Origin of the sequence: Carnobacterium divergens, assembly GCF_900258435.1 — a bacterium.
Lineage (GTDB): Bacteria > Bacillota > Bacilli > Lactobacillales > Carnobacteriaceae > Carnobacterium > Carnobacterium divergens_A.
Genome location: NZ_LT992558.1, coordinates 988,736 through 1,008,905 on the forward strand (window position 1 = coordinate 988,736; position 20,170 = coordinate 1,008,905).

General features: G+C 35.4%; 22 protein-coding genes. 18 read left to right on the forward strand and 4 right to left on the reverse strand.

The features are described 5' to 3' along the window. The 9 genes from CDIMF43_RS05075 to CDIMF43_RS05115 all read left to right on the forward strand — a co-directional run. The coding region (locus CDIMF43_RS05075) for a hypothetical protein (RefSeq protein WP_109841371.1) at positions 1–1,305 on the forward strand (1,305 nt) is incomplete at its 5' end. Further along, complete coding sequence (locus CDIMF43_RS05080) at positions 1,293–1,958, forward strand: hypothetical protein (RefSeq protein WP_109841372.1); 666 nt, start codon at positions 1,293–1,295, stop codon at positions 1,956–1,958. The genes CDIMF43_RS05075 and CDIMF43_RS05080, both read left to right, overlap by 13 nt. Continuing rightward, positions 1,934–2,371, forward strand: a complete 438-nt coding sequence (locus CDIMF43_RS05085; RefSeq protein WP_109841373.1) for a hypothetical protein — start codon at positions 1,934–1,936, stop codon at positions 2,369–2,371. Before CDIMF43_RS05080 ends, CDIMF43_RS05085 begins: the two co-directional genes overlap by 25 nt. A gap of 28 nt (positions 2,372–2,399) precedes the next feature. Then, positions 2,400–2,849, forward strand: a complete 450-nt coding sequence (locus tag CDIMF43_RS05090) for a DUF5085 family protein (RefSeq protein ID WP_227001201.1) — start codon at positions 2,400–2,402, stop codon at positions 2,847–2,849. A 372-nt stretch (positions 2,850–3,221) separates the two neighbouring features. Next, positions 3,222–3,458, forward strand: coding sequence for a hypothetical protein (locus CDIMF43_RS05095; RefSeq protein ID WP_109841375.1), 237 nt, complete (start codon positions 3,222–3,224; stop codon positions 3,456–3,458). Between the two features lie 150 nt (positions 3,459–3,608). Continuing rightward, positions 3,609–3,791 carry a hypothetical protein gene (locus CDIMF43_RS05100; protein ID WP_109841376.1) on the forward strand — a complete coding sequence of 61 codons (183 nt, stop codon included), beginning with the start codon at positions 3,609–3,611 and terminating at the stop codon, positions 3,789–3,791. Between the two features lie 191 nt (positions 3,792–3,982). Beyond that, a complete protein-coding gene (locus tag CDIMF43_RS05105; RefSeq protein WP_109841377.1) occupies positions 3,983–4,606 on the forward strand; it encodes a pentapeptide repeat-containing protein in 624 nt (207 codons plus the stop codon). 213 nt (positions 4,607–4,819) lie between these two features. Then, positions 4,820–5,851 carry an alcohol dehydrogenase AdhP gene (gene adhP, locus CDIMF43_RS05110; protein ID WP_074401907.1) on the forward strand — a complete coding sequence of 344 codons (1,032 nt, stop codon included), beginning with the start codon at positions 4,820–4,822 and terminating at the stop codon, positions 5,849–5,851. 123 nt (positions 5,852–5,974) lie between these two features. After that, positions 5,975–6,892 (forward strand): aldo/keto reductase, encoded by a 918-nt coding sequence (locus tag CDIMF43_RS05115; protein ID WP_109841378.1) that lies wholly within the window; start codon positions 5,975–5,977, stop codon positions 6,890–6,892. 50 nt (positions 6,893–6,942) lie between these two features. On the opposite strand, the gene CDIMF43_RS05120 is transcribed toward CDIMF43_RS05115, so the two are convergent. Beyond that, a complete protein-coding gene (locus CDIMF43_RS05120; RefSeq protein WP_109841379.1) occupies positions 6,943–7,443 on the reverse strand; it encodes a GNAT family N-acetyltransferase in 501 nt (166 codons plus the stop codon). 85 nt (positions 7,444–7,528) lie between these two features. Continuing rightward, the gene (locus tag CDIMF43_RS05125; protein WP_109841380.1) at positions 7,529–8,440 is read right to left on the reverse strand and encodes an AEC family transporter; all 912 of its coding nucleotides are present in this window, start codon (positions 8,438–8,440) and stop codon (positions 7,529–7,531) included. An 88-nt stretch (positions 8,441–8,528) separates the two neighbouring features. Between CDIMF43_RS05125 and CDIMF43_RS05130 the strand changes: the two genes are divergently transcribed. Beyond that, complete coding sequence (locus tag CDIMF43_RS05130; RefSeq protein WP_332888385.1) at positions 8,529–8,756, forward strand: YwbE family protein; 228 nt, start codon at positions 8,529–8,531, stop codon at positions 8,754–8,756. A gap of 35 nt (positions 8,757–8,791) precedes the next feature. On the opposite strand, the gene CDIMF43_RS05135 is transcribed toward CDIMF43_RS05130, so the two are convergent. After that, positions 8,792–9,157, reverse strand: a complete 366-nt coding sequence (locus CDIMF43_RS05135; protein ID WP_074401911.1) for a YxeA family protein — start codon at positions 9,155–9,157, stop codon at positions 8,792–8,794. 245 nt (positions 9,158–9,402) lie between these two features. On the opposite strand from CDIMF43_RS05135, the gene ald reads away from it, so the two are divergent. From ald to arcD, 4 genes are all read left to right on the forward strand, one after another. Next, positions 9,403–10,518, forward strand: coding sequence for an alanine dehydrogenase (ald, locus tag CDIMF43_RS05140; RefSeq protein WP_074401912.1), 1,116 nt, complete (start codon positions 9,403–9,405; stop codon positions 10,516–10,518). Positions 10,519–10,644: 126 nt separating this feature from the next. Continuing rightward, positions 10,645–10,872, forward strand: a complete 228-nt coding sequence (locus tag CDIMF43_RS05145; RefSeq protein WP_074401913.1) for a DUF2969 family protein — start codon at positions 10,645–10,647, stop codon at positions 10,870–10,872. 117 nt (positions 10,873–10,989) lie between these two features. Further along, on the forward strand, positions 10,990–11,919 hold the full coding sequence (locus CDIMF43_RS05150) for a YihY/virulence factor BrkB family protein (RefSeq protein ID WP_233218293.1): 930 nt from the start codon (positions 10,990–10,992) through the stop codon (positions 11,917–11,919). A 132-nt stretch (positions 11,920–12,051) separates the two neighbouring features. Next, complete coding sequence (arcD, locus tag CDIMF43_RS05155; RefSeq protein WP_233218294.1) at positions 12,052–13,506, forward strand: arginine-ornithine antiporter; 1,455 nt, start codon at positions 12,052–12,054, stop codon at positions 13,504–13,506. Positions 13,507–13,556: 50 nt separating this feature from the next. On the opposite strand, the gene CDIMF43_RS05160 is transcribed toward arcD, so the two are convergent. Beyond that, positions 13,557–14,177 (reverse strand): FMN-dependent NADH-azoreductase, encoded by a 621-nt coding sequence (locus CDIMF43_RS05160; RefSeq protein ID WP_074401915.1) that lies wholly within the window; start codon positions 14,175–14,177, stop codon positions 13,557–13,559. Between the two features lie 311 nt (positions 14,178–14,488). On the opposite strand from CDIMF43_RS05160, the gene CDIMF43_RS05165 reads away from it, so the two are divergent. The 4 genes from CDIMF43_RS05165 to CDIMF43_RS05180 all read left to right on the forward strand — a co-directional run bounded on the left by CDIMF43_RS05165 (position 14,489) and on the right by CDIMF43_RS05180 (position 20,143). Next, positions 14,489–15,115: a TetR/AcrR family transcriptional regulator gene (locus CDIMF43_RS05165; protein WP_074401916.1), complete on the forward strand. Its 627-nt coding sequence runs from the start codon at positions 14,489–14,491 to the stop codon at positions 15,113–15,115. Between the two features lie 83 nt (positions 15,116–15,198). Beyond that, entirely contained in the window at positions 15,199–16,920 is a 1,722-nt protein-coding gene (locus tag CDIMF43_RS05170) for an ABC transporter ATP-binding protein (RefSeq protein ID WP_074401917.1), read from the forward strand. Then, positions 16,920–18,815 carry an ABC transporter ATP-binding protein gene (locus CDIMF43_RS05175; protein ID WP_109841381.1) on the forward strand — a complete coding sequence of 632 codons (1,896 nt, stop codon included), beginning with the start codon at positions 16,920–16,922 and terminating at the stop codon, positions 18,813–18,815. The genes CDIMF43_RS05170 and CDIMF43_RS05175 overlap by 1 nt, the downstream gene beginning before the upstream one ends. Positions 18,816–18,958: 143 nt before the next feature. Continuing rightward, positions 18,959–20,143: a GNAT family N-acetyltransferase gene (locus CDIMF43_RS05180; RefSeq protein ID WP_109841382.1), complete on the forward strand. Its 1,185-nt coding sequence runs from the start codon at positions 18,959–18,961 to the stop codon at positions 20,141–20,143. The last annotated feature ends 27 nt before the right edge of the window (positions 20,144–20,170 follow it).

Sequence of the window (20,170 nt, forward strand, 5' to 3'; positions counted from 1 at the left end):
GGGATACAAAATGATTTAGTAAAATACGAAGGAGCAAATAAAGAGATTTCAAAAGAAGGTTATCTGAATGAAGACAATTTAAAGTTACAAATTCAACTCATGAAAGCCTCTAAATCAGCCTTAACGGCATCAGCGGATACATTCAAAAATCTAGCAACAGTGAGTCCAATACCGGGATTGAAAGATATGTTAAATCATGCTCAAGAACGGTTGAATCGGATGGCCAATAGTATGCAAGATGACATTGACAAGTTACAGAAAAAAATCAAAAAGTTACATGATTTTTCTAGTCAGACGAATGGACTTTTTAGTAATAGTTTAAATGAAATGAAAATTGCGATGCAAGGAGTTCTTGTATTGAGTGGAACGACAGTTAATAGTGATGGCTCGTATTCATTGCCAAGTGGAACGGATAAAAGTTGGTTTACTAAAATACAATCTGAAAAAGCGAAAAGTGAACTTGATAAACAATATGATGAAGTAAAAGAGTGGAACAAACTATACAAAGAATTTATCAAGACAGGAGATAAGTCGTTTAAAAGCGTTTGGTATGGTGCACGTGTAAGTCGATTATCAGATGGAACCTTGATTGTAACGACTGTCACTGGTATGTCGAAGCGATTGGATGAATTTACAGGATTTAGTAAATTTGTTAAACAGCATAAAAATTTTAATCGGATATCTTCTGGTGGTATACTAACAAAGGACGGTTTGAAAATACTAAAAGAAGCAAAACTAAATGATGTAGGAACCTTAACAAAAGGAGTATCAGGGCGCTTTGGGGATATGGCTAAAGCTACATGGGGAGCAATTAAACCCGACGTATCATCTGCAATAAAAAAACCAGTAACATTTGGTTTAAACACGATACTAAAAGATGCGAAAAATTTGAAAACAGCTAAAGGATTTGGAAAAGTTATACCTGGATTGAATATCGCTTCGGGTGCTATCGATGTTGGTACTGGAATTAAAGATAGCTATGCTTTAGCGAAAGAGGACGGTTTAAAAGGGGGGCAAGTTCTTGCAAGTCAAGCAGGTGGTGTTGCTGTTGATGTGACTAAAGTAGCTGTGACAACGGCTGTAGCTACTGTTGCTGCTACTGTGGGTGCAGCGGCTGTCACAGCTGGATTAGGTCTTGTAGGTATAGCAACTGCTCCGGTAGGTTTGACAGCAGCAGCAGCTGTTTTAGTTGGTTGGGGTGCGGTAAAAGGAGTGGAGTTTATTGATAAAAAATTGGGTATAACTAAAGGATTAAAAAAAGGTGTGAATAGTCTAATTAAAGGCGTAGGGGGATGGTTCAAATAAATACTGTTAATCCATTTCAATTGAAAAATTTTAATACAATGATAAAAACTTACGGAGTATTTTTTTTAGTAGGGTTACTATTTTATTTTTTTTCAGGAGAAGATTTCCAAAGAAAACGTTCCATATTTTTTTGTATTCTATTCTTATTTCTTTTAGTTATTGGAATTATTGGAAAACATTATTTTCTGAGTGAGAAATATAAAAAAATGGGCTTATGGATGTTGTATTTAAGTATGATGATTGCTACTATAGGTTTTCCGCTACTTGCATATATAAGTGAGGTTACTCAAAATGTTGAAACATTTATTTTTAATTGTATAATAATGTTTTCTTTGAGTGTTATTATGATTATATATATGATAACGGTGGGAAAATACGGCAGGAAATTTTTTTCTGAAAATACGTTAGCATATGTGATTATGATCCCTGTATTATTATTATTAATAGTGCCAATAATAAAATATGGAGTTGAAGATTTTTTTAATGCATTTGTAGGAATAGGCGCTTTTTTTTTGGTGGGTACAATGGCTCAGTATAAAAGAATAGGTGCTTATTTTGAACAGAAAAACATGAAGAGATATGGAAACTCATTAGATATAGTAAATAAGAAAAAAGAAGGAGGAAAAAAATGGACGAGCAACGATTTACGATGATGAATTTAGCTTCACGAGAGATAGTCGGAAACATTCGAGATATTATTGAAATTGTGAGCACAGTCGAATTAAATAATTATGGTGAGGGGCGGTTTCAAAATGGACCTACGATGGTAGAATTCAAACCAACCGAAATAGAGAGCGAAGAACAAACATTTAAAGTATATCTTCCAATAAATGAAGAAGTTTCAGGTGAAGGAAATGATGGCGTAAATTGGAAATGGGTACCTGAGTTAAACCTTACAAAAGTATTAAGAAGTCGGGTTCCTTTTGATGAAGGTATTGAAACTAAATTGGAAGAAATGAAAAGCTATTTACAAGAAAACTCTATTCCATATGAAGACCGTCTTATACTATTGTTCTCTAAGATTTATGAAGAATACTGGGTGGATATGGTGATTCCATATGTTTAACAAAAGAAAAGTGGAAAGAGAAAGAAGAATGGGATTTAATCAAACTATTCATTTTGAAAATGTAGTAAGTCGGTATTATCAAGTAGATTTAAAAGATTTTGCCAAGGCATTTGAAGATTTTGTAACAACTGTCGTAAAAAGTGGGTATACGCCAACAAGTAATTTTTTCTATGCCATTAATTCAGATTTAGAAGATCCTGTTGATATGCTGTTGCAAGTGTTTATCCCTGTAGAAGAAGATAAATCATATGAGTTACCCGAAAACTATCGATACCAGTCCTACTACGAAGTCATCAATATGGTAGGTGTGCGAGTGGAAGGTGACAGCGAATCCCAATTTTCAGAAGGGATAAGAGTATTAGTTGAACAAATAGTAGAAATGGATGCTGAATTAGCAAGTCCACCATTTTACTTCGTAAATCAAATAGGCGACAAAACATTTACAGATATTTTAATAAAAATATCCGTAAATGTTTAGCTTATGTAGCTATTGAGATAGATTGAATACTATTAATCTATCTGACAATTTCCTGAGATTAACAGGAGCTAGGAAGCGAATATGTTAACTTATACCTCAGTTATTGTACAGATTCAAATTATTAATAGGATAAATGAAGTCAATAAATAAAGATGCTAATCAGACATTTCTTAGTATCTTTATTTAATTTAGTTTAAACCATAGAACAACTAAATGAAGAACACTCAGAAATCCAGAAAGAAAGGAATGAAGTCTCATGGGATTAGTCTATTCAAGCGGAGACTCTTCAAATTTACTGAGTCCGTTATCTAGTAATTTAGGGACGGCGAAGAGTACGATGAATGGGGTATCAACGGTTGACTGCCGCAGTGGATGAGTGCATTTAAAGTAGCAGGAAAAGCAACCACGTTAAGCAAGCTAGGTAAAGTCCCTTCCATGGTGGATAAAGCGCTGAAATATGGAGATGACGCTCTAAAAGTCTTTGCGACAAAATTAAAGAATATTCCAATGCCGATAATGGACGAAGTGGCTCTTGCGGGTGGAGGAAGTGTCAAAGTTTTTGGTAAGAACGTTGGGTTATTACATGAATGCAGCAAAAGTGTACTTTAGTAAGGGAGTGGAGCTGTTGATGATGCTGTTAAGAAAGCCAGTGGGGCTAAAGTTGAAATTCCAGAACAAAGTTTGAAACATGCTTATGTCGGAGATTTTACTGTCAATCCTTCAAAACTAATAACAACAAATAAGAGGAGAATACAATAAATGAATGAAAAAAGGGTACAACGTAAATGGGCATTAGTGGTAGCAGTATTACTGACTTTGGCATCCATTAGCCAGTTAGCCAAAGAAATAAATCTATCAAATTTGTATGGAATAGGAAATTTTATAGGATTAATAGCATTCCCCATAGTATTTTATTATCTAGCTTTTAAAAAGAAAAATTAGGTGAGTGGCATGTTGGAAGATCTATTTTTAAAAATAGTAATCATTTTTTAGTGCAATAAAAATAAAAAATTGAAAACAATAGAAGGAAGACTAGTTTATATTTCCCTTGACTTTCCCCAAAAACCTGCTAAATTTACCAACTGAATTTCATATGCTATAGTATGAAAATAACCCCTGAGAGGAAGTTGGATATGAAAAAAATAGTGGAGCCCGTGCAAGAAATAACCGAATTTATTGAAAATGAAGAGATTTATATAGAAGAGATTGAAAGTCATACACACTATAAAAATTGTCGGATTGACATGAGATTTGGTGTAAAAAAAATCAATGAAATGACATTTGAAAATTGTCAATTTGAAATCAAAGACTTTAATAATATGGAATTTTTAGATGTCGTATTTATTAATTGCGACCTATCAAATAAGGATTTCTCAGATTCAATCATGTACCGCACACGCTTTGAAACCTGTAAATTAAGTGGCGGAAACTTTATTGGAACCGTATTGAAAAATGTTCAATGGTGGGACTGTTTATTAAGTTATAGCAATTTTTCAGATACAAAAATGGAGAATAATTTATTTTCTGAAGGACGACTAAATGAAAGTTATTTCCAAGAAGCCACTTTAAAAAAAGTTCATTTTAAAAATATCGATATGGATGAGATTGATTTAAAAGGCACGGATCTTAGAGGCGTTGATTTATCTGAGGCGACTTTTGAAACAATCAGCTTAGATATTCCGCTTGCAAAAGGCTTGATTATTGACTACAGTCAGGCTTATAAAATTATTTCATTATGTGGCATTGTTATTAAATAAAGAGTTAAGTTTTTTTTATAAAGATTAATTTTTTTAGAACCTCATTAGAAGGTTCTTTTTTTGCATTAAAACCAAAGGATATTCATAATGGTTTGTTCTAAAAGAAACTAATAAGATGTTATCTTATAAAAAAAGAGATGAAAGTATGTAAAAAGAACGCTCCTGATGTTATAATGTAAGAGGTTACAAATTTATCTCATAGGAGTGAATCGGATGAAAGCAGCAGTAGTTAGTGAAAAGAATAACGGGAAAGTTGAAATTAAAGACGTAACATTACGAGCTCTAAAAGAAGGTGAAGCGTTAGTTGATGTGGAATATTGTGGCGTTTGTCACACAGATTTACATGTTGCCCATGGTGATTTTGGTGAAGTTCCAGGACGTGTTATTGGACATGAAGGAATTGGAATCGTCAAAGAAATCGCACCGGATGTTACGAATTTAAAAGTTGGCGATCGCGTAAGTATTGCTTGGTTTTTTGAAGGCTGTGGAACATGTGAATATTGCGTTACGGGTCGTGAAACATTCTGTCGTGATGTTAAAAATGCTGGGTTTTCAGTTGATGGCGCGATGGCAGAAGAATGTATCGTTAAAGCTGATTATGCAGTGAAAGTACCAGAAGGATTGGATCCGGCTCAAGCAAGTAGTATCAGCTGTGCGGGTGTGACTTGTTACAAAGCAATTAAAGTTTCTGATGTGAAGCCAGGACAATGGATTGCGATTTATGGTATTGGTGGGCTGGGGAATTTAGCCATTCAATACGCTAAAAATGTTTTTAATGCAAAGGTAATTGCAGTTGATATTAATGATGATAAATTAGAATTTGCAAAAGAATTAGGTGCAGATTTAGTTTGCAACCCATTGAAAGATGGTGACGCAGGTGAGTGGATTCAAAAAGCTGTTGGCGGCGCACATGCAGCTGTCGTAACAGCAGTATCTAAAGTAGCTTTCAATCAAGCGGTTAATTCAGTTCGTGCTGCTTCAAAAGTAGTGGCAGTAGGATTGCCTTCTGAGACGATGGATCTAGAAATTGTTAAAACGGTTTTAGATGGCATTCAAATCGTTGGTTCCTTAGTTGGAACTAGAAAAGATTTAGAAGAAGCCTTCCAATTTGGCGCTGAAGGAAAAGTTGTGCCATTAGTTGAAACGCGTAGCTTAGATGAAGTAAACGATATTTTTGAAGAAATGGAACAAGGAAAAATTAGAGGAAGAATGGTTGTCGATTTACACAAAGGATGCAGCCATTAATGAATGAAACAAGAAGGATCACCTGATCTTTCTTGTTTTTTTACCTATTTTTATTTTTTGTTTGCAACCCCTTTCTTTAAGCAGTAGAATAAGAGAGTAAGAGAAACGGAGGGAATCATCGTTATGAAACAATTAGATTTAGGGAAAAGTGGCTTAATGGTTTCAGAAATTGCCTTAGGTTGCATGAGAATGTCGGATCTTTCAATTCAAGAGGCTAGTAAGGTGATTGAAACATCTGTAAGTGAAGGCATGACGTTTTTTGATCATGCGGATATTTATGGTGGCGGAGCTTCTGAAGAAATTTTTGCGTCAGCTTTAAAACAAACCTCGATTAAACGAGAAGAGATTCATTTACAAACAAAATGTGGCATTCGTAAGGGATTCTTTGATTTTTCTAAGGAACATATTATCGCTTCAGTTGAAGGAAGCTTAAAACGTATAAATACAGATTACGTTGACACGTTGTTACTCCATAGACCAGATACATTGATGGAACCAGCAGAAGTAGCAGAAGCCTTTAACGACTTACAAAAAAGTGGAAAAGTACGTCATTTTGGTGTCAGCAATCAAAATCCGTTACAAGTAGACTTATTACAAAAATCAGTGGATCAAAAATTAATCGCAAATCAATTGCAATTCGGTGTGATGCATACAGGAATGATTGACTCAGGTATCAACGCGAATATGAAAAATTCAGCAAGTATTTTCCATGATGGAGGCGTATTAGAATATTCACGCTTAAAAGAAATTACCATTCAAGCGTGGTCACCGTATCAATACGGCATGTTTGAAGGGGTCTTTTTAGGTAATGAAAAATTCCCAGAGATTAACCAAAAAATCGATGAAATTGCAGACCGCTACCAAGTTAGCAATACCACGATTGCAACAGCTTGGATCTTGCGTCATCCAGCAAATATGCAGACCATTGTTGGGAGCATGAATCCCGACCGAATCAAACAAATTGCACAAGCTTCTGACATTCAATTAAGTCGTGAAGAATGGTATGAAATTTACCGCGCAGCAGGCAATCAACTGCCTTAATATAAAAAAACACGCCAACAATCGTTTAGTATTGTTGGCGTGTTTTAATTTTAAGTAGTATGAGATTTACGATAAACCTCTAAAGTTGAATGTTGTTCTGTTGCTAATTGGAAGCCACATTTTTCAACTAATTTCTTTGAAGCGGTATTTTCTTTTTCGATAGAAGCAAACACCGTTTCCAATCCGAGCTTTTCAAAAGCAGTCTGGCAAAGAAGAGCAACAATTTCAGTTCCTAATCCAAGATTCCAAAAAGTCGGTAAAATTTCATAGCCGATTTCAGTTTCCTTTGCTTGCCAGTCAAAGAAATTAAAACCGCAACTGCCAATGCAATTATTCTGGTAATAAATAGCATAGCGCACTGCTTTTTCAGTTAGCAAGATTTCTTCAAAAAAAGCAATCATCTCTTTTGCCTGCTGAAGCGATTCAAATGGGGCAATATTCATATACTTGGTAACGGTTGAATTCGACCAAACATTAAAGAGAACCGTAGCTTCGCTTAATTGAACTGGGGTTAACGTTAGTCGTTTCGTTTTTAGTAATGTTGGGATCACTTAATTACACATCCTTTATTTTTTTAGGGTAGTGGTATTTGTGATTTTCGCTGGCATTGTTCACTCCCTTCAAGAAAGTTAAATATTAAAGTAAAACAATCAAAATTACGGTCATAATAATTAATGAAAGAATAATACTTGCCGATGAAATAAATCCAGCAACAGAGGCTTTACAACCAAAAGCGATTGAGCTAATTGTAGACAAACTACCAATTGGAGCAAATGCAAGTAAGACAAGCACTTTACGAATAAACAATGGGAACGGCAATACGAAATAGAAAAAACAAGCCACGACGGTAGCCAGTAAATAACGAGTAATTAATACTTTACTGACAAGTTTTAAATCGGTTTTTTGAATCGAGATTTCTAAGTACAAACCAATCATAAACATGGATAAGAAGGCATTTCCGCTAGCAAATAAGTGTACATAGGATAAGACGGTTTTTGGAATTGTAATATGAAAGATGGCAAGAAAAAACATCAGAATGTAAACCGTGAAAGGAGGAGAAGAAAACAACCGTTTTAAGCTTTGAAGTGCAGAAAATTTGGATTCACTTTTACCCGTCATTGTTTCTACTAAAATGGTTGAACCTCCTGATAACATTAAGGCATTTCCCATGTCGAACATACATAAAAAAGGAACGGCGGCGCTAAAAAAACCTTGTACAAAAGGAAGGGTAAAGTTGCCAATATTATAACCTGAGATTCCAAACATCATAAAGCCTTGTTGGATGGGATCTTTCTTTTTCCAAATGAAACCGCCAAAAAAGACGAGCACCACATTCGTAAGAAAACCAATTAAAATTAAATAAAAGAAAATGGAATTTACCTCAACACCATTAAATCCCAAAATAATCGCAGCTGGTAAGGTAAGATTGACGATTACCTTCGATAAGAGGTGGCCATCACTTTGTTTAAATAGCCCTCCTTGCTTTAATAAATAGGCAACTGAAATAATCAATAAAAATCCCGTTGCTTGTAAAATAATCGAACTCATTAAATCACTCCTCTACTACTATTATGGAATGAATAGGCTAGAAGCGCAAGGATAAAAAATGAAGTCTTGCAAATTGTGGTATACTAAATTGAATTCAAATAAAGTGGGTGAAAAAATGAATGGCAAAAATAGAAAAGATATCCAAATTGGTGCATCGGTTGAAATTGTGTTAAAAAAAGACCAACGCACTGGAAAATTAACAAAAGGACACGTTAAAAGAATTTTAACCAACAGTCCTACTCATCCACACGGCATTAAAGTCATGTTAGTAGAAGAGGACCAAGTTGGGCGTGTTCAAAAAATCAATCCAAATTAAAAGGCTGAAAAGAGCGTTCTCTTTTCAACCTTTTTTTAATTTGGACGAAGCTGATTTAGTTTCTCTAAAGCTTTTTTTGGAACATCATTTTGTGTGACTTCTTCCCACTCACGAACATAGTCCCCTTTGGCATCTAATTTAAGATACGCGTCTTCCTTTAAAATGCCTCCTGCGTAATATTTAATGGGAGATTCGTCCCCATCTTGGTTATAAGCTTTTTGAGTATAATGATAACCGCCTTCTGGAACTTTGACAGCATCCTTTGTTGAAGTCAAAACATAGACAGGCTCACTCTTTACTAGTGGATTAAAGCGATCGCCAAATCCGATAATGGCTAAAGCACTGGCTGCGATAGCTAAAAGAATCAATAAAATACTACTACTTAAAATTACTTTTTTCATACAAATCATTCTCCTTTTTTTTATTACTCTTTAAGTATAAAGTATTTGTTATTTTTTTGAATTGAATCACCTTACAAAAAAGTGACGAAACTTACAGAACTGTTAGAAACGACTAGGTCTTAAGGTTGATTTTTTGTTATTAAATCATTAAGATATGCTCAAAGTTGAACAAGCTCTTGTTTTTGACCTAAAAAAAGGCGTATACTATTTATATAGTAAGAATTAGATAGTAGGGGGCTTAAAGAATGAGAATAGGAATTCCAAAAGAGATTAAGAACAATGAAAATAGAGTGGCGATTGTGCCAGCGGGTGTTGCGACTTTAGTTGAAGCAGGACACGAGGTGTTTGTTGAAAATGAAGCAGGCATTGGAGCGGGTTTTTCTAACGCTGATTATGTAAAAGTAGGGGCAAAAATGATTGAAGAGGCTGAAACCGTTTGGTCAGCCGATATGATTATGAAAGTAAAAGAACCACAAGTATCAGAATATCGTTATTTTAGAGAAGACTTGATTTTGTTTACGTACTTACATTTAGCGCCAGTAAAAGAATTAACGCTAGCATTAAAAGAAAGTGGCGTGACAGCTGTTGCTTATGAAACGATGGTAGACAATGAAAGAACCTTGCCGTTGTTAACACCAATGAGTGAAGTGGCAGGAAGAATGTCTGTGCAAATTGGCGCTCAATTTTTAGAAAGTCAATATGGCGGCAATGGCACCTTGCTTGCAGGCGTTCCTGGGGTTAAGCGTGGTAAAATTGTGATTATTGGTGGAGGGAAAGCCGGTACGAATGCAGCTAAAGTTGGCATTGGAATGGGTGCTGCTGTGACAATTTTAGATGTTAGTTCAAAACGATTAGCGGAATTAGATGATTTATTTGGCAATCAAATCAATACGGCGATTTCTAACGGATACACGATTGCACAGGAATTACGCGACGCAGATGTTGTAATTGGAGCCGTTCTAATACCGGGAGCGAAGGCACCAAAATTAGTTACGGAAGAGATGGTCAAGGAAATGAAAAAAGGCGCTGTTTTAGTTGATATTGCCATTGATCAAGGAGGCATTTTTGAAACAACAGATAAAATTACGACTCATGATGATCCTATTTATCTAAAACATGGTGTCATTCACTATGCCGTTGCCAATATGCCTGGTGCAGTAGCTAGAACGTCAACATTAGCTTTAACAAATGCTACGTTGCCTTATGCACTTCAAATTGCCAATCAGGGTATCAAAAAAGCAGCGAAAGCCAATCCAACAATTTTTAGTGGACTTAATTTGATGAATCATGAAGTTACTTATGAAGCAGTTGCACTGGCTCATGGGTTAAATTATGTTTCGGCAACTAATTATATAGAATAAAAAGACAAAAAACGAACTCTTTATTGGAATTTGATGCAAATTCGCGAATAAAGGTTTCGTTTTTTTCATGAAAGTTTTATAATAGTAAAGAAGAGAAAATATTTGTTGATAAAGGAGTTCATCATTTTGGCTAGAAGCAATAAAGAAATTAGCGTAGAAGTGAGAGAGACGAGTAAAAATACTGAGAGTTTTGTAGAACTTGAATTAGTTGTAAATAAAGAAGTAATAGGGACTGTTCAACAAGAAGTGGGGCAAAATCCTGTTATTATTACAAATGATGGCAAACAACAAACGGTTAAATCCGTTGATGTTGGAATCAATGAATTGATTATGGCGTATAATTTACACAATTAAAAAGAAGAGTGGAAAATGTATGTTAGATTTTCCACTCTTTATTTTTTTGTTTAAAAACCAATTATGCTATGCTAGGGATAAGTACTTTTGAAAATGACTTGTATAGGATGTGACGTAGTGGTTTCAACAGAAAAGAAAGAAAAAATAAAAGAGTCAGCAGTCGCCATTTTTATTTTAGCAAAGAATAATTGGGCAAGGGTAGCTATTTCCTCTCAATCTGCTGAATTAGCGTATTATGTGTTGCTCTCATTGTTTCCTATTTTGATTGTTGTAGGAAATTTAGTGCCATTTTTACCGATTGATGTCGATGCAACCCTGCCGTACATCGAATCGATGATGCCTCCTGATATCTTTAAAGTCTTAAAGCCAATTTTGCTCCAATTTTTAAATAGCTCAAGTAGTAGCGCTATTTCAATTGGATTGATAACGGCAATTTGGTCTTCTTCGAAAGGCTTTAATTCACTACAAACGGTATTGAATAGTGTTTATGGAACCAAGAAACGAAAGAATTTTATTATTGTTCGAATAGTGTCCTTCTTAATTGCGTTAGCCATGATTGTGATTCTTGGATCTATTGTCTTTCTATTCGTTTTTGGCGAACAACTCATTCGGTTTATCCAAGATAAACTGTCATTGCCTTTCGATTTGTTAACGGATTTTACTCAATTAAAGTGGGGGGTTACGGTAATTGTTTTAACGGTTATTTTTACAGCGATTTATTTCTTGGTTCCGAATAATCGCTGGACTATTCTCTACGCATTGCCAGGAGCTGTTTTTGCAACGATTGGTTGGTTGGTTTCATCCCAAGCATTCTCGTTGTATGTTCGTTTTGGCGGTGGAAATTCAGTAGGGTATGGAACGATTGGTATTTTTATTGTGTTGATGTTGTGGTTGTATTTAGTCTCGATGATTTTGTTAACGGGAGCTTTTGTCAATGTTATGGTGTATCAATATCTGAATGGTGTTGACAGCCAAAATGTACCGAAAAAAGAAGTGGAAATGGAAAAATCATCAAAAAAACAGCGTCGGAAATTAACTAAATCTTAGATGTTTTTAATGTAAATTGAATAATCCTAAAGGTAAAATGTATAAACTTGCAAAGTGAGAAGGATTTCCTATTTTGGATGGCTTGACTATGCTAAACTAGATAGGATTATAGGAATTTAGGAGATTACTAAAGTGGATAAAATTCGTAAGCAAGAAGAAATAAAAAGTGACCGGCATAAAGTTGGACTGTTGCCATTGATTACCTTAGTGATGGGTTCTGCTATTGGTGCTGGAATTTTTAATCTAATGAAAGATATGGCTCAAGGAGCGGCTCCTGGGGCGGTATTGATTAGCTGGGTGATTGTTGGAATCGGAATTATAGCCTTAGCGTTATGTTTTCAAAATTTATCAGATGCGTTGCCAGAATTAGATGCCGGTATTTTTCAATATGCAGAAGATGGTTTTGGGAAATTTGCAGGGTTTGCAAGTGCGTGGGGGTACTGGTTGTCGATTTGGTTAGGCAATGTTGCTTTTGCAACGATGTTGATGAGTAGTTTGGGTTTCTTTTTTCCAATTTTTAAAGGAGGACAAAATATCCCTTCTATTATTGGGGCTAGTATTTTGTTATGGTTTTTGAATTATTTAGTAACTAAAGGAGTAGAAAATGCTACAGTTATCAATTTTGTTGTTACAATCTGCAAGTTGGTTCCGATTTTTGTCTTTATTGTTTGTGGCTTGTTTGCCTTTAAGCTAAGTACGTTTACCTATGATTTTTGGGGAACCGTTTCTCAACGTTTTGAATGGGCAGATGTCTTCTATCAAGTGAAGTCAACGATGCTGATTACGATTTTTGTTTTTGTTGGGATTGAAGGTGCTTCAATCTTGTCATCCCGTGCAAAATATAAAAAAGATGTTGGACGCGCGACGATTATTGGTGTTTTAAGCGTTTTAGTCATCTACATGTTGGTGACGATTCTTTCCTTTGGCATTTTACCTCAAGGGGAGCTAGCTCATTTACCTGAACCGGGGATGGCTTATGTTTTAGAGGCGATTGTTGGTTATTGGGGTGCAGCGTTTATTTGTGGCGGACTGTCTATTTCAATTTTGGGTGTGTGGCTGTCATGGACAATTTTACCTGCCGAAACAGGCTTGATTGCAGCAAAACAAGGCTTGTTTCCACAATTATTTGGGAAAGTAAACAAGCATGGTGCGCCAACCTATTCATTGGCAATCACAAGTGGTTGTATTCAATTGTTTATGTTTACCTTTTTAATTACCGATGAAGCTTACCAGTTTATGGCTTCGATGGTTTCAAGTGTTGTGATTATTACCTATTTATTTGTGACGCTTTACCAAGTAAAATTTTCTTATCAGCAACCAAAAAGTAAAAATAGAACCATCCAATTAGCGATTGGAGTTGTTGCAACACTTTTCCAAATTTGGGCATTCTTTAGTGCTGGTTTAAAATACAACTTATTATTAACGCTTCTCTTTGTACCAGGTATTTTTGTTTATATTCAAGCTCAAAAAGAGCAGGGACGTTCAAAAAATATCTTTTCCAATTTTGAAAAAATGGTAGTCGGTTTGATTTTTGTTGGAAGTGTCGTGGCCCTTTACTTTTTAGTTACAGGTGTCATCGCTATTTAAATAAAAAGAAAAAAAGCATCCCTCGTTTTCAGAGGTGATGCTTTTTTTTGTTAGAATGTTTCAGCTAAAGTTTGAGCTTGTTCAAAACCTGTTGCCATAATTTGAGGAGCCAAGTCTGGATCGTGATCCATTCCTTCAACAAAGATTTGGTGGTAGTCAGTTACTCCAATAAAGTTAAAGATCATTTTAAGGTATTGGCTAGCAGGGTCGTTTCCTTTATATACGCCACCACTTGCTTGGATGTGTAGCACTTTTTTGTCAGTTACTAAGCCAACAGGACCTTCAGCAGTATATTTAAAAGTTTTACCCGCAACATTTACTGTATCAATCCATGCTTTTAAGCGAGTTGGAACATTTAAATTCCATAATGGATTTGCAATAACAACTTTATCTGCATCTAAGAATAGTTGCGTTAATTCGTTAAAACGAGAAACTTTGTCTTGTTGTTCTTGAGAAAGTGTTTCAAAGTTTGCTCCGTTTGCTAACGCGCCCCAAGCACTTAAAATATCTAAATCAACTTCTGGAATAAATGAAGTATATAAGCTTAACTCTTCAATTTTATCGAAATGATTTTTTGCAGCATAAGCTTCAACAAACTTGTCTGCTACTTGCATAGAACGTGATGTTTCTCCAGTTAAGGGATGTGCGCGAACGACTAATAATTTTGTCATGGTTGTGAACCTCTTTCATAATTTTATGAATGTTGTAAGCTAAAAAAGCGCTTGTAACATATTTACAAGATTAATCTTACCAAAAGTAAGTGAGTTATGCAATTAAAAAAATGAAAATTTAATTTTTTTCTTAAATATCATCTGTTTAGTTGTTCTATATTGAGAACGTATTCATTAAAATAAGACGAAAAATCGAAAAAAACTACTTGCAAAATGACAGGTTGTCATCTATAATGACAAAGTGTCATATGACGACGTGTCATTAATGCTTGATTAGATTAACCAAACTCTCTATGAAAGGAGTCAACGATATGCCTACTCAAACTTTTTTTAATCTTCCAAAAGACAAACAGCAACGCTTATTAGATGCAGCAGCAACTGAATTTTCGAGAGCGCCATTAAAAGATGCTTCTATTAATAATATTATTAAATTAGCTGAAATTTCACGAGGGAGCTTTTATCAATATTTTGAAGACAAGGAAGATTTGTATTATTATTTCTTTCAAACGCTTCGACACGATACAAAGAAAATTTTAGAAGATTGTTTTAAAAAAGCAGATGGGGATTTATTTGTCGCTTTTGATGCTTTTTTTCCAATGATTCTAACAATGATTACGGAAGAGCAACATTCAGAGTTTTTTAGACATCTATTTGTTCATATGGATTACCGCTCAAGTAGAAAAGTTTCACCAGAAACCATGCAGCAACAAAAATGCGAACACGCTAAAAAGAATGGTCATTTCTTTGAAGATTATGTCGATACCGATCTCTTAAAGATTGGCGATGAAGATGTTCATCTGCTTGTAAAATTAATTATGAGCTTCCTATTTCAAACAATTGGCGAAGGATTTATTAAAGAATGGCCTAAAGAAAAAATGCTTGAGGTTTTTGATAAAAAACTAAGCTGGGTAAGGTATGGGGTAGCTGTTAAAGAATAATGAGGTAAAGGCTCTTGTCTTTACTTATTAGATAAAAAATCGTTCAATGTAACGACCAACAGAAAGAAAGGGATGATTAGTTTATGTTAAAATTAGCAAAAAGAATGTCTTTCTGGGCTGTAGCAGGAGCGATTCTGTTTATGATCGTCCAGGTGGTTAGTGATCTATATTTGCCAACCTTAACTTCAGATATTATTAACAATGGGGTTGCCAAAGGAGACGTTGATTACATTTGGTCTGTCGGACTTAAAATGTTAGGCTTTTCTTTAATCAGTATTGCAGCAGCAACTGGAAATGTGTTTCTGGCAGCTCGTCAATCACAAAAATTAGGAAAAACCTTACGTAGTGAGGTTTATAAAAAAGTAACGAATTTTACCAATGATGAATTTGATGAAATGGGCACTTCTTCTCTAATTACGCGGACAACCAATGACGTTGTTCAAGTTCAAAACGTTGTCATGATGTTTTTAAGAATGATGATTATGGCACCAATTATGTTGATTGGCGCAAGTTTCTTAGCCTATAGCAAAGATGGCGAATTAACAAAAATTTTCCTATATGTTTTGCCTATTTTAGCTGTTTTTATGGGTGTAATTATGTATTTTGCAGTTCCACTCTTTAAATCAATGCAAAAGAAAACCGATAAATTAAATCTTGTTTTCCGTGAAGGGTTAACTGGGATTCGTGTTATTCGTGCATTTAATCGCAGTAAATCTGAAGCTGTTCGTTTTGATGAAGCGAATAAGGATTTCACCGATACGTCTATTAAAGTAAATACTATTATGAGCTTTATGTTACCTGTTATGACATTTGTCATGAGTGCAACAAACATTGCCATTATTTGGTATGGTGGACACTATATTGCTGACGGTACATTAGAAGTTGGGAACTTGATTGCCTTTATGACTTACGCAATGCAAATTTTAATGAGCTTTATGATGTTGTCGATGGTTTTCGTCTTTATTCCAAGAGGACAAGCATCTGCTGTTCGGATCAATGAAGTATTAAATATGGAAAGTAAAATCAAGGATCCAAAAGTAATCACAAAAATGCCAACTGAAAACCGTGGTACGTTAGACTTTAATCATGTTGATTTCCGCTATGAAGGCGCAGAACGATTAGCTTTAAAAGACATTGATTTCCACGGACGTAACGGACAAACGGTTGCCATTATTGGTGGTACGGGGTCTGGTAAATCCTCTTTATCCAATTTGATTCCTCGTTTTTATGATGTTGAATCAGGTTCCATTGAGATTAATGGAGTCGATATTCGTCAAATGAGCCAACATGAATTAAGAGATGCTGTAGGATTTGTTCCACAAAAAGCGATGCTTTTTACAGGAACCATTCGTGAAAACATTCAATATGGAAAAAAAGATGCCACCGATGAAGAGATTTGGCATGCACTTGAAATTGCACAATCTAAAGAATTTGTTGAAGAATTACCTGATGGACTGGATTCCTATGTTGAACAAGGCGGAGGCAATTTCTCTGGTGGGCAAAAACAACGTTTGTGTATTGCAAGAGCGTTAATTAAGAAAGCCGATATTTTTGTCTTTGATGATTCATTCTCAGCACTTGACTTTAAAACCGATGCAGCACTTAGAAAAGCGTTGAAACCAGAAACAAAAGAAGCCGTTGTTGTTATCGTAGCGCAACGCATCAGTACGGTAGTGGATGCTGATTTAATTTTAGTCTTAGACGAAGGAGAACTCGTTGGAATGGGAACGCATGAGGAATTGAAAGAAACCAATGCAACATACCAAGAAATTATTAGTTCTCAACTTAGAGAGGAGGAAATCTAATGAGCGAAAAAGCGAATCATTCAAAACCAGCTGCTGGAAAAGGACCAATGGGCGGCGGACCTGGTGCGCGTATGCCAGCTGAAAAGGCTAAAAACTTTTGGCCAACTGTGAAACGTTTATTAGGTTATATGTCAAAACGTTCAATTGCGATTATTGCTGTTTTCGTTTTAGCCATTACCTCAACTATTTTTCAAATTAGAACGCCTAAAATTTTAGGGGAAGCAACAACGGAAATCTTTAAAGGTGTGATGGAAGGTTTCAAAATGAAACAAGCTGGTATCGCTGTTGATAAATTTCCAATTGACTTTGATAAAATTGCGACCATTCTTTTAATTGTTGGCGGACTTTATATTGCTTCGGCTGTCTTTAGTTTCTTACAACAATTTATTATGACGCGTGTTTCTCAAAGAACAGTATTTGAATTAAGACGTGATTTAAAAACTAAAATGAATACTGTGCCAATGGAATATTACGATACCCATTCAAACGGAGACGTGATGTCACGTGCAGTTAATGATATGGATAATATTTCGAACACCTTGCAACAAAGTTTAACACAATTAGTTACAAGTATTGTGTTGTTCTTTGGGGTTATGTATATGATGTTCACAATCAGCTGGCAATTAACTTTAGTTGCTTTGGCAACTGTACCACTAAGCTTGATTGTTGTTGGAATCGTAGCACCTAAATCACAAAAATTCTTTGCTAGCCAACAAAAAAGTTTAGGTCTTTTAAACAACCAAGTGGAAGAAACCTATAGCGGACATGTAGTTGTTAAAGGCTTTAACCAAGAGGGTGAAGCGATTGAAACATTTGAAGAGCAAAATGAAAAATTATTTGCTGCTTCATGGAAAGCACAATTCATTTCTGGCTTGATTTTCCCACTGATGAACTTTGTTAAAAACTTAGGCTATGTTTTTGTAGCGGTTCTTGGAGGAGTAAAAGTTGCTAATGGGAATATGACATTAGGGGATGTGCAAGCATTCTTACAATATACCAACCAATTTTCACAACCGATTACTCAAATCGCAAACTTAATGAATACAATTCAATCAACAGTCGCGTCAGCGGAACGGGTTTTTGAAGTTCTAGATGAAATGGATATGGACAATACGCCATCTGGCATTACACCAATTCCAAATTCACCTTATAAAATCAGTTTTGACCATGTTCAATTTGGCTATGGTGAAGGCAAAGAAAACTTGCTGATGACTGATTTTAACTTAGATGTTAAAGAAGGCCAAATGGTGGCAATTGTAGGCCCAACGGGTGCTGGTAAATCAACTCTAATCAATCTGCTAGAGCGTTTCTATGACGTTAAAGGTGGAAGCATTAAGTTAGATGGTACCGACACAAGAGATATGACTCGTGAAGAATTGCGTAGTCATTTCGCAATGGTACTGCAAGATACGTGGTTATTTAATGGAAGTATCTATGACAACATTAAATATGGGAATGAACGAAACGAAGCAGATGATCATATTATTGAAGCTGCCAAAGCAGCTCATGTCGATGACTTTGTGCGTAAATTACCACATGGATATGAGACTATTTTAAACGAAGACGCTAGCAATATTTCACAAGGGCAACGTCAATTAATTACAATTGCGAGAGCCTTCCTTGCAGATCCAGAAGTCTTGATTCTTGATGAAGCAACGTCAAGTGTGGATACTCGTACAGAAGTCTTGATTCAAAAAGCCATGCGTAAATTATTAAAAGGCAGAACAAGTTTTGTTGTTGCTCACCGCTTATCAACGATTCGAGATGCGGATAATATTATTGTAATGAACCATGGCTCTGTTATTGAAACAGGGACTCATGATGAATTAATGGCGAAAGATGGTTTTTATGCTGATTTATATAATAGCCAATTTTCAGAAAAAGCCGCTGTATAATAAAGAAATAGAAGCTTGTTAAACTAAGAATTCTCTTAGCTTAACAAGCTTTTTTTGTTCCTTTGCTAGTGATTAAAAAAGGATGCAACTTTTTTTTATTATGGTAAAATGAACTAGTAAATGTAAGTAGAGGGAGTGGGAGCATGTCAGATTATCAAGTTGTAACAGCAAAAGATCGTGACCAAATGATGGAATTGGCAGCGTATGCATTTAATCAGGAAGTGACTGAAAAACGAAGAGCTGTTTTTGAACGATTGTGTGAAGAGTCAATTTCTTTAGGTGCTTTTCAAGGAGATGTTTTAACGAGTCAGGTAATGGTAACACCTTTTAATGTCCATCTACATGGCAGTGTTTATCAAATGGGTGGAATTGGTTATGTAGCTAGCTATCCTGAGTATCGAGGCGGTGGGGATGTTGCAAAATTAATGAAGCTATCGCTTGAAAAAATGAAAGAAGCGGGGATGAGTTTATCTTATTTAGCTCCTTTTTCCTATGGGTTTTACCGTAAATATGGTTTTGAGCAAGTTTTCGATCGTTTGAAATTAACTTTTGAAGTGAGTGAACTCCCCTTTACTAAAGGAACAGAGGGCACGTTAAAGCGCCTTCAATGGGGAGATGCTCTAGAAACCTTAAAAGCTCTTTATGAAGAAAAAAATAAAACCGCAGTCGGCCCTTTAAAACGAAGCGACTGGTGGTGGGACTACTTGATGTTAAAACATAGCCAACGTAAAATTGGCATTTATTATAATGAAGAAGGAACAGCAACGGGTTACGTCATCTATGAAGGTACGGGTATGACCTTTACAATTCATGAATTGATTTATTTAACAAAAACGGCTTATGATCGTTTATGGCAATTTATATCTTCTCATAGTGCGAGCTTTAATGAATTTGTTTATTTTACTGGAACAGATAATAATGAAGCATATTTATTAAGCAACCCACGTATTAAACAAGAAATTGTTCCTTTTATGATGGCACGAATTGTGGAGATCGAATCGTTCTTGAAAAACTATGATTTTAAAAAAGGGCAAACAGGTACTTGTTATCTAAAAGTGAAGGATGAATCAGCATCTTGGAACGAGGGGGTTTGGAAACTTCAAGTGAGCGAAAATAAAACAAAGGTATCCTTCCTTGAAAATCCATCAAAGACTGAATTAGAGTGTGTTTTATCTGCAGATATTCAAACGTGGACGCAAATTTTTATGAACTACCAACCCATTCATCATTTAGCGTTTTATGAGCGTATTTCTGGAAATACAACTGAACTTGAACAATTAGCCGATCTATTGAAGACTGGAACTCCAGTTTTAGCCGATTATTTTTAAATAAAAAGCATTGCGAAATTTTCGCAA